Origin of the sequence: Comamonas sp. SY3 (assembly GCF_041730275.1) — a bacterium.
In the GTDB taxonomy this organism is placed as follows: Bacteria; Pseudomonadota; Gammaproteobacteria; order Burkholderiales; family Burkholderiaceae_C; genus Comamonas; species Comamonas sediminis.
Window position 1 is genome coordinate 100,959 of record NZ_JBGTYN010000006.1, and the last position, 13,689, is coordinate 114,647.

At 66.7% G+C, this 13,689-nt stretch carries 12 protein-coding genes; 5 read left to right on the plus strand and 7 right to left on the minus strand.

The annotated features are described in order from the left end of the window. The first annotated feature begins 11 nt into the window (after positions 1-11). Together ACCQ08_RS10140 and ACCQ08_RS10145 are read left to right on the plus strand one after the other, a co-directional pair. Positions 12-1,028, plus strand: a complete 1,017-nt coding sequence (locus tag ACCQ08_RS10140; RefSeq protein WP_312416265.1) for an NADPH:quinone oxidoreductase family protein — start codon at positions 12-14, stop codon at positions 1,026-1,028. Next, entirely contained in the window at positions 1,025-2,038 is a 1,014-nt protein-coding gene (locus ACCQ08_RS10145; RefSeq protein ID WP_373449720.1) for a Bug family tripartite tricarboxylate transporter substrate binding protein, read from the plus strand. Before ACCQ08_RS10140 ends, ACCQ08_RS10145 begins: the two co-directional genes overlap by 4 nt. Here ACCQ08_RS10145 and ACCQ08_RS10150 read toward each other — a convergent pair. Next, positions 2,035-3,318 (minus strand): MFS transporter, encoded by a 1,284-nt coding sequence (locus tag ACCQ08_RS10150; RefSeq protein WP_312416270.1) that lies wholly within the window; start codon positions 3,316-3,318, stop codon positions 2,035-2,037. The genes ACCQ08_RS10145 and ACCQ08_RS10150 overlap by 4 nt on opposite strands. 87 nt (positions 3,319-3,405) lie before the next feature. Here ACCQ08_RS10150 and ACCQ08_RS10155 point away from each other — a divergent pair, with 87 nt between their 5' ends. Continuing rightward, the gene (locus ACCQ08_RS10155) at positions 3,406-3,993 is read left to right on the plus strand and encodes a TetR/AcrR family transcriptional regulator (protein ID WP_373449721.1); all 588 of its coding nucleotides are present in this window, start codon (positions 3,406-3,408) and stop codon (positions 3,991-3,993) included. Between the two features lie 105 nt (positions 3,994-4,098). On the opposite strand, the gene aldA is transcribed toward ACCQ08_RS10155, so the two are convergent. Genes aldA through ACCQ08_RS10175 form a run of 4 tightly spaced genes read right to left on the minus strand, consistent with a single transcriptional unit; the run spans position 4,099 to position 8,912 of the window. Next, positions 4,099-5,532, minus strand: coding sequence for an aldehyde dehydrogenase (gene aldA / locus ACCQ08_RS10160; protein WP_373449722.1), 1,434 nt, complete (start codon positions 5,530-5,532; stop codon positions 4,099-4,101). 10 nt (positions 5,533-5,542) lie between these two features. After that, positions 5,543-6,343: an HpcH/HpaI aldolase/citrate lyase family protein gene (locus tag ACCQ08_RS10165; RefSeq protein WP_373449723.1), complete on the minus strand. Its 801-nt coding sequence runs from the start codon at positions 6,341-6,343 to the stop codon at positions 5,543-5,545. Positions 6,344-6,401: 58 nt separating this feature from the next. Next, positions 6,402-7,589 carry an L-rhamnonate dehydratase gene (rhmD, locus tag ACCQ08_RS10170; RefSeq protein WP_239810863.1) on the minus strand — a complete coding sequence of 396 codons (1,188 nt, stop codon included), beginning with the start codon at positions 7,587-7,589 and terminating at the stop codon, positions 6,402-6,404. Between the two features lie 24 nt (positions 7,590-7,613). Beyond that, entirely contained in the window at positions 7,614-8,912 is a 1,299-nt protein-coding gene (locus tag ACCQ08_RS10175; RefSeq protein ID WP_313336606.1) for an MFS transporter, read from the minus strand. A gap of 273 nt (positions 8,913-9,185) precedes the next feature. Between ACCQ08_RS10175 and ACCQ08_RS10180 the strand changes: the two genes are divergently transcribed. Next, positions 9,186-10,154, plus strand: coding sequence for a LysR family transcriptional regulator (locus tag ACCQ08_RS10180; RefSeq protein ID WP_373449724.1), 969 nt, complete (start codon positions 9,186-9,188; stop codon positions 10,152-10,154). Positions 10,155-10,167: 13 nt separating this feature from the next. Here the strand turns inward: ACCQ08_RS10180 and ACCQ08_RS10185 are convergent, their stop codons facing one another. Beyond that, entirely contained in the window at positions 10,168-11,061 is an 894-nt protein-coding gene (locus tag ACCQ08_RS10185; protein WP_373449725.1) for a dihydrodipicolinate synthase family protein, read from the minus strand. 125 nt (positions 11,062-11,186) lie between these two features. Here ACCQ08_RS10185 and ACCQ08_RS10190 point away from each other — a divergent pair, with 125 nt between their 5' ends. After that, the gene (locus ACCQ08_RS10190) at positions 11,187-12,665 is read left to right on the plus strand and encodes a PLP-dependent aminotransferase family protein (RefSeq protein WP_373449726.1); all 1,479 of its coding nucleotides are present in this window, start codon (positions 11,187-11,189) and stop codon (positions 12,663-12,665) included. Here ACCQ08_RS10190 and ygiD read toward each other — a convergent pair whose 3' ends face one another. Then, positions 12,666-13,529 carry a 4,5-DOPA dioxygenase extradiol gene (gene ygiD, locus ACCQ08_RS10195; protein ID WP_373449727.1) on the minus strand — a complete coding sequence of 288 codons (864 nt, stop codon included), beginning with the start codon at positions 13,527-13,529 and terminating at the stop codon, positions 12,666-12,668. Positions 13,530-13,689: the final 160 nt, after the last annotated feature.

Here is a 13,689-nt window from a genome sequence, read left to right on the forward strand (position 1 = left end):
GAGCCGCACCCATGAAAGCCATTGTCTGCCGCAGCTTCGGCCTGCCCCGCGATGTGACCGCCGTCCAGACCACCGAGCCCCCCACCGCCCTGGCGGCCGACGAGGTGCTGATCGACGTGCGCCATGCCACCGTCAGCCACGCCACCGGCCTGCTGATCGAGGGCAAATACCAAAAGACCCCGCCGCTGCCCTTTGTGCCCGGTACCGAAGGCGTAGGCCGGGTGCTGCAATGCGGCAGCGCTGTGCGCCATGTCCAGGTGGGCGACCCGGTCGTGTTCATCTGCGACTGGGGCGCTTATGCGCAGCAAGCCAAGGTGCATGCCAGCACCGTGTATGCCGTACCGGCAGGGCTGGATCCGCTGCGCGCGCTGGCGCTGCCGATCTCCTACGGCACGGCCTATACCGCCTTGCACTGGCGTGCGGCGCTGCAGGCGGGCGACAGCCTGCTGGTGCTGGGTGCCGGCTCTGGCGTAGGCGCGGCGGCCGTCGAGCTGGCCGCCCAGGTGCCTGGCGTGCAGGTCATTGCCTGCGCCAGCAGCGAAGACAAGCGCCAGGCAGCCTTGCGCCATGGCGCGCAGCACGCCGTCGATCCGCAGCACCTGATCGAGCAGGTCAAGGCGGTGACCGGCGGCAAAGGCGCGACGCTGGTGTTTGACCCGGTGGGCGGCGACCTGCTGCTGCAGGCGCTGCGCTGCACCGCGCAGAACGGGCGCATCGTCATCATCGGCTTTGCCAGCGGCACGATCCCGAAGGTGCCGATGAATATTGCGCTGGTCAAGAACCTGACGATCCACGGCTTCTTCTATGGCCAGTACATCGGCTGGACGCCCGCCAACGAGCGCCAGCGCCATGCCGCCGCCATGCAGGCCATGATGGCCGCGCTGTTTGAGATGGCCCACCGCGACGCCATCCATCCCGACATCTCGCGGGTGTATGCCATGGACCAGCTCTGCGATGCGCTGGATGCGCTGCACAGCCGCGAGGTGCTGGGCAAGGTCGCGCTACAAATACAAGGAGACAAGACATGAGACAACGCCATTCAGCGCAGCGCCGCCAGGCCCTGCAATCGCTGCTGCATTCCGGCCTGGGCCTGGCGCTGCTGGGCAGCGGCCTGCCCGCCGCCAACGCGGCATCGGCAGCCGACTACCCGGCCTCGACCATCCGCATGGTGATACCCTACCCACCCGGCGGACCCACCGACCTGGTCGGGCGCCTGGTCGCCATCTCGATGGGCGAGAGCCTCAAGCAGACCATCTTCATCGACAACAAGCCCGGTGCCAGCGGCATGGTGGGCGCAGCCCAGGTCGCCAAGGCCCAGCCTGATGGCTACACCTTGCTGGCCAATGCCTCGCTGCAGGTGATCAACCCCTCGGTCTACGACAAGGTGCCGTATGACTCCTTCAACGATTTTGCGCCGATCACGCAGATTGTCGATGTGCCGCTGGTGCTGGTGGTCAACAGCGAGCTGCCGGTGTCGAACGTGCAGGAGCTGGTGGCCTACCTGAAAAAGAGCAAGGGCACGGTCAACTTTGGCTCGGCCGGCAATGCCTCGTCGCAGCACCTCTCGGGCGAGCTGTTCAAGCTCAAGACCGGCATCGCGATGCAGCATGTGCCCTACAAGGGCAGCTCGCCGGCGCTCACCGATCTGATGGGCGGCCAGATCCAGCTGATGTTCGATTCGATGCCCTCGGCCATGCCCTTTATCACCTCGGGCAAGCTCAAGGCGCTGGCCGTCACCACCGCCAAGCGCTCCAGCTCGCTGCCGCAGATTCCGACGATGCAGGAGTCGGGCATTGCCGACTACGCCACCAGCACCTGGTACGGCCTCTGGGCCCCCAAGAACACGCCGCCCGAGATCGTGGGCAAACTGGCCCAGGCTGCGCAGCAGGCCCTGCGCAAGCCCGAGGTGGCCGCGCAGTACCAGCGCATGGGCGCCGAGCCCGTCGGATCAAGCCCGCAGGAGTTTCTGGCCTATATGCGCAGCGAAGAAAAGAAATGGGCCGAGATCGTGAGACGCTCGGGCGCGCGGGCGGATTAACCCACGGCGCGCATCGCCATCGCTGGCTTGCGCACCCACAGCACCGCCGCTGCCGCCACCAGGCAGGCAGCGCCTGCGACAAACAATGCGGGCGAGTACGACGACAGCACCGAGCGCGCCAGGCCTGCGCCATAGGCGGCCACCGCAGCACCGAGCTGGTGGGCGGCAAATACCCAGCCAAACACCAGCGCTGCGCGCTCGGGCCCGAACTCGCTGGCCACCAGCTTGACGGTGGGCGGCACGGTGGCAATCCAGTCCAGCCCATAGAACACCGCAAACAACGACAGGCCGGCCACGGTGAACTCGGAGTACGGCAGCCAGAACAGCGACAGCCCGCGCAGGCCGTAGTACCAGAACAGCAGCTTGCGGCTGTCATAGCGGTCCGACAGATAGCCCGACAAGGTCGTACCCACCAGGTCAAAGATGCCCATCATCGCCAGCACCGAGGCGGCCGGCACCGGGCCCAGGCCATAGTCACCGCAGAGCGAGACAAAGTGGGTCTGGATCAGCCCATTGGTGCTGAGCCCGCAAATGAAGAAGGTGCCCGCCAGAATCCAGAAGGCCGGCACGCGCGCGGCAGCGGCCAAGGTGCTGAACGGCAGGCCCCAGCTGGCGCGGGGTGCCGGGGCAGCAGGCGCTGCAGCCGGGTCAGCGCCATACGCCGCCAGCTGCATCTGGGCCGGGCTGTCGCGCATGAACAGCAGCACCAGCACCAGCACGATGGCCGATGCCGCCACCACCGGCAGCAAGGCCCAGCGCCAGCCGTACTGCGCAATCAGCCAGGCAGCAGCCGGCAAGAACAGCAGCTGGCCGGTGGCACTGCTGCCCGCCAGCAAACCCATGACCAGGCCCTTGCGCTGCACAAACCAGCGGTTGGCCACCGTAGCGCCCAGCACCATGGCCGTGAGGCCCGTGCCCAGGCCCAGCACCATGCCCCAAAGCACAAAGGCCTGTCCCAGGCTGTGCATGAACAGCCCCAGCAGCAAGGCGCTGGCAATCACCGCCGCAGCCAGTGCCACCACACGCGACACGCCATAACGCAGCAAAATGACGGCTGCGAAGGGCCCCAGCAGACCATACAGCGCAAAGCGGGTGGCAAACACCGAGGACAGATCGCGCACGCTCCAGCCAAACTCGACGGCCAGCGGCTGCATCAGCACCCCCGGCAGGCCCAGCGCCGCCGAGGTGACCAGCATGGCCAGGAAGGTGATGGCGGCAATCACCCAGGCGTAATGGATGCCATGGCGCTGGAGCAGCACGGCGAGTCGGGAAGCGAGCATGTTATTGGACTTTATCGACGGAGGGGCTACAATGATAGCGATCACAATCAAAAACTGTCAAGCACAGGTTCAAGCAGGGTATTTGCGATGAAAGTCACCAAGGAACAAGCGCAACAGAACCGCCAGGCACTGCTGGATGCCGCCGCTGCACTGTTCAAGGAACGCGGTATCGATGGCACGGGCGTGGCTGATATCTGCCAGCAGGCGGGCCTGACGCAAGGCGCGCTGTACAAGCATTTCAGCGACAAGCAGGAGCTGGCTGCCCAGGCGCTGGCCTATGGGTTTGGGCAAGGCTTTGGCAAGGTCAGGCAGGCCAGTGAAAAAAGCGCGCATGCGATGGCCACCTACCTGGACAGCTACCTCAACCCCCAGGTGCGCGATGACATGACGCGGGGCTGCCCGCTGGTCTCCACCGCCTGCGATGCCGGCCGCCAGAGCGAGGCCGTGAGCCGCAGCTTCAGCGACGGCTTTGCCGAGTTGCGCGCCGGCATCGAGGCGGCCTTGCCACCCAGCGCCGACCCGCAGCAGCGCCAGGCACTGGCCAGCACCCTGGTCGCCGCCCTGGTGGGCGCCATGGCCATCTCGCGCGGTGTCGTCAAGGCCGATCCTGCGCTGGCCGACGAGGTGCTGCAGCAGGTGCGCGCGGTGGTGGAGGGGCTCAGCGCCAAGACCTGATCGCCGCAATGCCAACAACAAAAGGCCGCCAACCCGGCTCATCCGGGTCGGCGGCCTTCTTCATGGCGGATAGCTGGGGCTCAACACCTCAGCGTCAGCGTTCCATCAGGACTGCAGGTACACCACATGGCTATGGGTGTACTCATAGAGCCCGTGTTTGCCATCGGCACCGCCGACACCCGACTTGCGCACGCCGGCATGGAAGCCCTGCATCGCCTCGAAGTTCTCGCGGTTGATATAGGTCTCGCCAAAGTCGATCTCGCGCATCGCCTGCATGGCTTTGGACAGGTCGCGGGTGTAGAGCGAGGACGTGAGGCCATATTCGCAGTCGTTGGCCAGCGCAATCGCCTCGTCCAGGTCTTCGACCACCTGGATCGGCAGCACAGGGCCGAAGATTTCCTTGCGCATGATCTCCATGTCGGCGCGGCAGCCGGCCAGCACCGTGGGCTGGTAGTGGAAGCCGGCACCCAGATCGGCCACCTGGCCACCGGTCACCAGCTGCGCACCTTCGGCCAGCGCACGGCGCACCTTGGCGTCCACACTGTCCAGGCCCTTCTGGTTGATCAGCGGGCCCATCTCCACATCGCTCTGCGCAATCGGGTCGCCATAGCGGGTGGCGGCCATCGCCTTGGCGATGCGTGCGGTGAACTCGTCGGCCACCTGGCGCTGCACATAGACGCGCTCGGCACAGTTGCAGACCTGGCCGGTGTTGATGATGCGCGAATCACGGATGGCCTTGACGGCCAGGTCCAGGTCGGCATCGGCCAGCACAATGGCGGGCGCCTTGCCACCCAGCTCCAGGTTGAGCTTGGTGATATGCGGCGCAGCGGCTGCAGCAATGCGCTCGCCGGTGCCTACGCTGCCGGTGAAGCTGATCATGTCCACCCCGGCATGGGCCGACAGCGCACCACCGGTAGCGCCCTGGCCATAGACCACGTTGAACACGCCGGCCGGCAGCTCGCACTGGGCCAGCAGCTCGGTGAAGGCCTGGCAGTTGATGGGGGTCTCTTCGCTGGGCTTGATGACGATGGTGTTGCCGGTGAGCAGCGCCGGCGCCATCTTGCGTGCGATCAGGAAGAAGGGGAAGTTCCAGGGCAGGATCCCGGCCACCACGCCCATCGGCTTGCGCAGCAGAAAGATCTGCTCGTTGGCCCGGTCGCTGCTGATGACTTCGCCTTCGATGCGGCGCGCCCATTCGGCCATGTAGTCCAGGTAGTCGGCCGTGAAGTTCACCTCCACCTCGGCCAGGCCCAGCACCTTGCCCTGCTCTTCGGTGATGGTGCGCGCAATGCGCGCGACGTTCTCGCGCAGGCGGGCGGCAATGCGGCGCAGGTACTGTGCACGCTCAATCGCGGGGCGGCGCGCCCAGGCCTTTTGCGCGCCGCGCGCCGCAGCAATCGCGCGGTCCACATCGGCCTGGGTGGACAGCGGCGACTGCGCCAGCAGCGCGCCGGTGGCAGGGTTGCGGACCTCGTGCAGCTCGGCGCTGTCGCTGAACGCACCGGCCATGTAGTTGCGCAAAACAGGGGTGGTGGGCATGGGGTCGTCCTCAGTAGGTGGTAGAGACAATGGCCGGCTGGGTGGGCGCACGGTAGCGCGCCAGGTTGGCCACGGCGGCCTGGCGCATCAGGCTGATATCGATGGCCACCGCCACAAAACGGCAGCCCCATTCGGTGTAGCGGCGGGCATCTTCTTCACGCGGCGCCAGAATGCCGCAGGCTTTGCCATGGGCCAGGGTGGTCTCGATGGTGCGGCGTATGCAGTCCTGCACTTCCGGCTGGCTGGCATCGCCGGCATGGCCCATGCCGGTGGACAGGTCCGCCGGGCCGATGAAGACGGCGTCGACACCGTCGACGGCGGCAATCTCGGCCGCGTTCTCGACGCCCAGGCGCGACTCGATCTGCACGACCAGGCAGAGGTGATCATGTGCGGTGCGGATGTAGTCGGGCACCGCATCCCAGCGCGTGGCGCGGGTCAGGCCGCCGCCCACACCCCGGATGCCATGCGGCGGGTAGCGCATGGCCTGCACCAGCGCGCGGGCCTGCTCGGCCGTCTCGACCATCGGCACCATCAGGGTCTGCACGCCGGCATCCAGCAGCTGCTTGATCAGCACCGCATCGCCATGCACAGCGCGTACCACCGGGTGCGTGGCATAGGGCGCCACCGCCTGCAGCTGCGCGAGCAGGGTCGGCACGGTATTGGGCGCATGCTCGCCATCCACCAGCATCCAGTCATAGCCGGTGGTGGCAATGATCTCGGCCGCATAGGGCGTGGCAAAGCCGGCCCAGATACCGTAGAGCGGCTCGCTGCGGCGCAGCGCGGCCTTGAAGGGGTTCAATGGCAAATCCATAGGATGTCTCCTGGGTGGCCCGTCGGCGCGGGCCCATCAATGGCTGATCAATGGCTGATCAATGGGTATAGGGGCGGTGCAGTTCGCAGGCCGGGTTCAGCTCCACACCAAAGCCGGGCTTGTCCAGTGCCGACAGGCGCATGCGGCCCTGCACCGGCACCGGTTCGCCCAGCAGCTGCGGGTGGAACATCGGCACGACCTCGTCGGCCTTGGGGGCCATCATCAGGAACTCGGCAAAGGGGCTGTTGTGGCGCGTGGCCACAAAGTGGTAGCTGTAGACGCTGGAGCCATGCGGAATCACCAGCGCCTGGTGGGCATCGGCCAGCGCCGAGATCTTGAGCAGCTCGGTGATGCCGCCGCACCAACCAACATCGGGCTGGATGATGTCGCAGCAGCCCATCTCCAGCAGCTGGCGAAAGCCCCAGCGCGTGGCCTCATGCTCGCCGGTGGTCACCAGCATGCCGGTGGGCACGTTCTTCTTCAGCGCGGCATAACCCCAGTAGTCATCGGGCGGCAGTGCCTCTTCGATCCACTTGAGGCCATACTCCTGCGCACCTTGGGCCAGGCGCGTGGCGTAGTTCAGGTCCAGGCTCATCCAGCAGTCGAGCATCAGCCAGAAGTCCGGGCCCACGCGCTCGCGCATCGTGGCCAGTTCCTCCAGGTTGCGGCGCAGGCCTTCTTCGCCTTCGGCCGGCCCATGGTGCAGGGGCATCTTGCCGCCGATAAAGCCCATCTTCTGCGCCAGATCGGGGCGCGCACCGGTGGCGTAGAACTGCAGCTCATCGCGCACCGCGCCGCCCAGCAGCTGGTGCACCGGCTCGCCGCGCACCTTGCCCAGCAAATCCCACAGCGCCAGGTCCACCCCGGAGATGGTGTTGATCACGATGCCCTTGCGGCCGTAGTACAGGGTGGACCAGTACATCTGGTCCCAGATGCGCTCGATGTCGGTGACCTTGGCGCCTTCCAGAAAACGCGCCAGGTGCTTCTCGACGATATAGGCAGCGGGCTCGCCGCCGGTGGTGACGGCAAAGCCGACGTTGCCAGCGCTGTCTTCGATTTCCACGACCAGGGTGCCCAGCACATTGATGCCAAAGCTGCGGCGGCTCTGGCGGTACTCGGGGTACTTGGCCATCGGCGTGGCGATGTGGTCGTCGATCCAGTGGCCATCGGCCTGGTCGTGGTAGTCGGCGCCGCCCCCTTTCAGGGTATAGGCGCGCACTTGCTTGATGGTGGGGATCTGGCTCATGGTGGTGTTTGCTCCTTATGCAATTTAGGCAGCGGCCTGGGGCTGCAGCGCAGCGGGCGCCAGGCGGGCCCGGATGCCCAGCACCAGCAGCGCTGCCAGTACCGTTGTGCCTGCCAGCAGGTACAGGCCTGCGGCGGGTGAATGGAAATGGCCCTCGGCCCAGTTCTTGACGATGGGGGCGACAAAGCCGCCGACAGCGCCCAGTGAATTGATCAGCGCAATGCCACCCGCTGCAGCTGCGCCGGCCAGCGTGTTGGCAGGAAAGGTCCAGAACACCGGCTGCACCGCGATAAAGCCTGCCGCCGCAAAGCACAGGGCTGCGACACCCAGCAGCGGGCTGGAGAAGCTCACCGAGGCGGCCATGCCGATGGCGGCAACGAGCAAGGTCATGCTGGCCACGCTGCGGGGCTTTTGGCTGCGCTGGGCAAGGCCGGGCACCCACCAGGCCGCCAGCAGCGCGCACAGCCAGGGGATGGCCGAGACCAGGCCCACCTGCAGACCCACCTTGGTACCCAACAGGCCCGCCACCTGGCTGGGCAGGTAGAACACCACGCCGTAGACGCTGGCCTGGATCAGCAGATAGACCAGCGCCAGATACAGCACGCGTGGCTGGCACATGGCAGCGAGCAGGCTGTGCTGGTGGCCGCCCTTGGCGCGCTCTTCGCTGTCGATGATCTCCTGCACCTGGCGGCGCTCGTCGGCCGTCAGCCACTGGGCGTCGGCCGGGCGGTTGGTCAGGTAAAAGTACGACCAGATACCGACGGCCACGGCCATCAGGCCTTCCACGGCAAACAGCCATTGCCAGCCGTGCCAGCCGCCCATGCCATCGAGCTCCAGCAGCAGGCCCGACAAGGGGCTGCCAAAGATGAAGGCCAGCGGCGCGCCGAAGTAGAAAAAGCCCATCGCCTGCGCCCGGTGCGCAGCGGGGAACCAGTAGGTGAGGTACAGGATGACGCCGGGGAAGAAGCCCGCCTCGGCCACGCCCAGCAGGAAGCGCAGCACATAGAAGGTGGTTTCATTGTGGGCAAACATCATCGCGGCCGACACCAGGCCCCAGGTGACCATGATGCGGCACATCCAGATGCGTGCGCCGATGCGGTGCATGATCAGATTGCTGGGCACTTCGAGCAGCGCATAACCGACAAAGAACACGCCGGCACCAAACGCAAAGGCAGCGTCGCTGATGCCGGTATCGGCCTGGAAGGCCACCTTGGCAAAGCCCACATTGGCCCGGTCCAGAAAGGCCATGATGTACATCAGCAGCAGGAAGGGCAGCAGGCGCCAGGAAATCTTGGCGAGCAGGGGAGCGGGGAGTTTTTTCACGACAAATCCTTAAAGACAATGCGCGGCCAGCACGCCTACGAAAGAGCAGGCGCTGCAGGAGCGAGAAAGGAGAAGCTGGCGTAGCGGTTGCTGCGCCGGTGGGGCGCGGCTTGCGCTAGCGCCGTCGTGAGGCGGGGGGTCTGAAAAAAGTGTGCGCGAAGGCGTTCATGTTTGTCTCCTGGAAGGGATATTCGTTCTTGTGTGGAGCTGAATGTACGCGCATGATTGATGCCTAACAAATCAAATTTCAGTCATATCCGATACCTTTTATTTATGTCTGCAAAACCCGCTTTACCGGCCACACCACCGTTGCAACGCAGCCTGCTCAACCGCCTGCGCTACAAGCATCTGCACATGCTGGTGGCGCTGGGATCGAGCCTGAATCTGCACCGCGCATCGATCAGCCTGTCGATGTCGCAACCGGCTGCCACCCGCATGCTGCGCGAGATCGAAGACATGTTTGGCTGCCAGCTGTATGAGCGGCTGCCGCGCGGCATGCGCCCTACCGCGCTGGGCTTGCAGCTGGTGCGCTTTGCCGAGGCCTTGCTCAACAGCCTGGACCGCTGCGCCGAGGACCTGGCGGTGCGCCGACAAGGCGGTTATGGCTACCTGGCGATTGGCACCATCATGGGCGCGGCGCCCGACCTGGTGATGACGGCCGTGGCCGAGATGAAAGCGCAGAACCCGCAGCTGCGCCTGCGCATCATGGGCGACACCAGCGACCAGGTGCTGCGCCTGCTGGACCAGCGCCGCATTGACCTGGCCATTGCGCGCCGCCGCATTGCCGGCGACAGCGAGGCCTATGACTTCGAGGCCCTGGGCAATGAACGCCTGCTGGTGGTGGTGCGCAGCGGCCATGTGCTGGCGCGGCGCCGCAAGCTGAGCTGGGAAGAGTTGGTGCGCGACTGGCCCTGGATACTGCAGCCGGCCAGCACGCCGGCGCGCATCGCGCTGGACCAGCTGCTGCAGCAGCTGGAGCTGCCGGTGCCGGCCGACGTCACCGAGTGCAGCTCCGTCTATTCGATGCAGCAACTGGTGCAGCTGACCGATGCGGTGATGCTGCTGTCCGACTCGGCATTGAAGGACTATTTGCGCATGGGCCTGGTGAAGACCTTGCCGGTGCAGATCGATGTGCCGATGGCCCCGTTTGGCATGCTGACGCGCAAGGACCAGGAGGCCTCGCAGGAGCAGCAGCGCTTTATGGATCTGCTGCGCGCGCAGGCCCGGCACATAGCGGTTTGAGTGCGGCGCGGGCTCAGGCCAGATCGAGCGTTTTCAGCATCGCGGCCAGTGCCTCGCGGTCGGCCCCCTGCAAGGTGTGCAGCGGCAGCGGCAGGCAGGGCGAGCGGACCAGGCCCATCAGCTCGGCCGCAGTCGCGACCGAGCGCAGGCTGCCGCCCTTTTGCTGGAACCAGGCCCACAGCGGCGCCAGGCGGTTGGACAGCGCCAGCGCCAGCGCTGCCTGGCCCGACAGCGCAGCGCGGGTGATCGCCAACGTGGTCTGGGGCCAGAGGCCGCCGATGACCGAATACCAGGCATCACAACCCGCCACCAGGCCCTTGGCGCCCAAGGCATCGCCACTGACGCCAATGCTGACATGGGCCGGCACAACAGCGCGCAAGCGCTGCACACGTGCCTGGGCCTCGGCCGCATCTGCCGGCACGCCGGGGATCTTGATCGAGGCGATATGGGGCAACTGCGCGATGCGGCCATGCAGCGCGTCGCTGAATTCAAAGCGCGTGGTGCCGGGGTTGTCGTACACGACGATGGGCACCGACACCGCACGCGACACCGCCTGGAAGAGGCCATAGACCTCGTCGTCGGTCAGCTTTTGGTACGAGACCGGGGCCAGCAGCAGGCCGCTGGCACCGGACTTTTGCGCATCATCGGCCAAGGCCAGCACATCACGGGTGCGCAGCGCGCCAATGCCCACGACCACCGGCACGCCCTGGGCCTGCTCGACCGCCAGCGCTGCGACCTGAGCGCGTTCCGCGCGCGAGAGATAGGCATAGCTGCCGGTGGAACCCAGCGCGCCGATGGAATCGACACCAGCGGTCACCAGGCGCTGCACCAGCTGCGCCAATGCCGGCATATCGATGCCGTGCTCATCCATGGGGGTCAGCGCGAACGCACTCAAACCTTTGAACATTCTTTCATCCTGTCAAAACAGCTGCCATTCCCGAGCTGGGTCACGGCCAAGCCCGGATTGTGCGGCTCCAGCTTCTGGTTAAAAATAGCCAGTTTTCAACAAAATCACTGGTCCAGTTGCCCGCAATGCCAGCACCTTCGCCCACCCGCCCCAGCAGCCGCAGCCTGTACCGCGACATCCGCGCGCGCATTGGCGATGGCAGCTACGCGGCCGGCACCGCCCTGCCCTCGACCCGGGCGCTGGCCGCTGAGCGGGGGGTGTCGCGCGGCACCGTGAGCCTGGTCTATGAGCAGCTGGCCTCGGACGGCTTTGTCGATACCCGGCCCGGGGCGGCCACGCGTGTGGCCGCAGGGGCTGCTGACCGCATCCGCGCGCAGGGCCGGGGTGCCGCGGCCTCCGAGCCGCAGCGAACGCAGCCCGATACCGAGCGCCTGTCCGCCTTTGCCCAGCGGCTGCAGGCCATGCCGCTGCGCCCGGCTGCGCCCGATCCCGCCGGGGTGATCGACTTTGTCTACGGGCCGCTGGCGGGCCGCGACTTCCCCACCCTGCCCTGGCTCAAGGCCTTGCGCCGGGCCGAAGGCCAGCGCAGCCAGCGGCTGGAGTACGCATCGCCGCTGGGTGCGCCCGAGCTGCGCCAGGCGCTGCAGCAGCACCTGCACCAGACGCGCGGCCTGGCCTGCTCGACCGCGCAGATCCTGGTCGTCAACGGCTCGCAGCATGCGCTGGATCTCTGCGCCCGGCTGCTGCTCAACCCGGGCGATCCGGTGGTCGTCGAGAACCCCGGCTACCGCATGGCGCACCAGGTGTTTGAGGCCTATGGCGCGCAGTTGCTCTGCGCCGATGTGGATGACGATGGCCTGCAGACCGCGCAACTGGCCGCGCTGACCGCGCAGGCGCCCGCCAGGCTGGCCTATGTGACGCCGGGCCACCAGTTTCCGCTGGGCGGCTACCTGCCGATGGCCCGCAGGCATGCGCTGCTCGACTGGGCACGTGCGCAGCGCTGCTGGGTGATCGAGGATGACTACGACAGCGACTACCGCTACGGCGTGCGGCCCGAGCCCAGCCTCCTGTCGCTGGACAGCGCGGACTGCGTGATCCACGTGGGCACCTTCTCCAAAACCTTGTCGCCCCAGCTGCGCCTGGGCTATATGGTGCTGCCCCCGGCGCTGGCCAGCCTGTTTGCCCAGGCCAAGCTGCTGACCGACCGCCACACCGCCACCGGCCCCCAGCGCGCGCTGGCCCAGCTGATCGACGACGGCAGCTATGCCCGCCATGTGCGGCGCATGCGGCGCAAACAGCATGCGCGCCAGCAGGCCTTGCTGCAGGCGCTGGAGCGGCATCTGGGCACCCAGGTGCGCATACAGGGTGCGGCCAGCGGCCTGCATCTGTCGGTATGGTTCCCTGGTCTGGCCGCCAGCCAGGAGGCGCAGCTGGTGCAAGCGGCAGCGCAGCGCGGCGTGCGCGTCTACCCGATCAGCCCGCTGTACCGGCAGCCTGCCGGGCACGCCCAAGCCGGCGTGGTGATGGGCTATGCGCTGCTGGACCTGCCCGAGATTGAGCGGGGCGTGCAGCGCCTGGCCGAAGCGCTCCTCAGCCTGCGCTGATCAGGCATCCCACTGCAGGCAGCGCATGCTGATGGTGCCCGACTGAAAGCCCTCGAACACCTGGCGCGCCGGACCACTGCCGTGGGCAGCGCCCAGCGCATACAACAAGGGCCAGTAGTGGTCCGGCGTGGGCACGGCCATCCGGGCGGAGGCATGCAACTGCTGGTAGGCCACCAGGGCCTCCTGGTTGCCTGCCAACAAGGCCTGCTTGGCCGCTTCGTCAAACTGCTGGGCCCAGTCGCGGGCGGCCATCAGCCCTTCGGGCGCGCCGCGCACCGTTGCCCGCAGGTTGTGCACGATATTGCCGCTGCCGATGATCAGCACGCCCTGCGCACGCAACGCAGCCAGCTCCTTGCCCACCGCATAGTGGTAGGGGCCGGGCTGGTTGTAGTCGATCGAGACCTGGAACACCGGCACGTCAGCCTGGGGATAGAGGTGGTGCAGAACGGTCCAGGTGCCGTGGTCCAGCCCCCATTGGTCCGTCAGCTGCGCCTGGCCGCTGCGCACCAGCGCGGCCGCCTTCGCCGCAAGCGCCGGGTGGCCGGCGGCCGGGTACTGCATCGCATGCAGCTCGGCCGGAAAGCCCGAGAAATCGTGGATCGTGGCGGGCTTGTCATTCACCGTCACCCCGGTGCTGCCGCGCGTGAGCCAGTGGGCGGACACCACCAGGATGGCGCTGGGCCTGGGCAGGCTGCTGCCCCAGCTTTGCAGGTGCTGGGTAAAGGGGTTGGCGCTGATGGCATTCATCGGGCTGCCATGGCCGATGAACAGCACCGGCATGTTGCGCGGCGGCTGCGGGCTGCGTGCCAGCGCTTCGCCCATCGGCAGCAGCGCAGCCATCACCGCAGACAGACTGCCAGACATAACCAGGGAGCGACGTGACAACATAGCGGCCAATACCAAAAAACAAAAGGCCGCTGTCTGAGGCGGCCCCGGGGCACAAGTTCCGCCGCAACCCACAAGAAAAATGCAGTGCTTGCCGGTAGGCATGCACTGCATGGGCTTAGATCGTCAGGCTATCGAC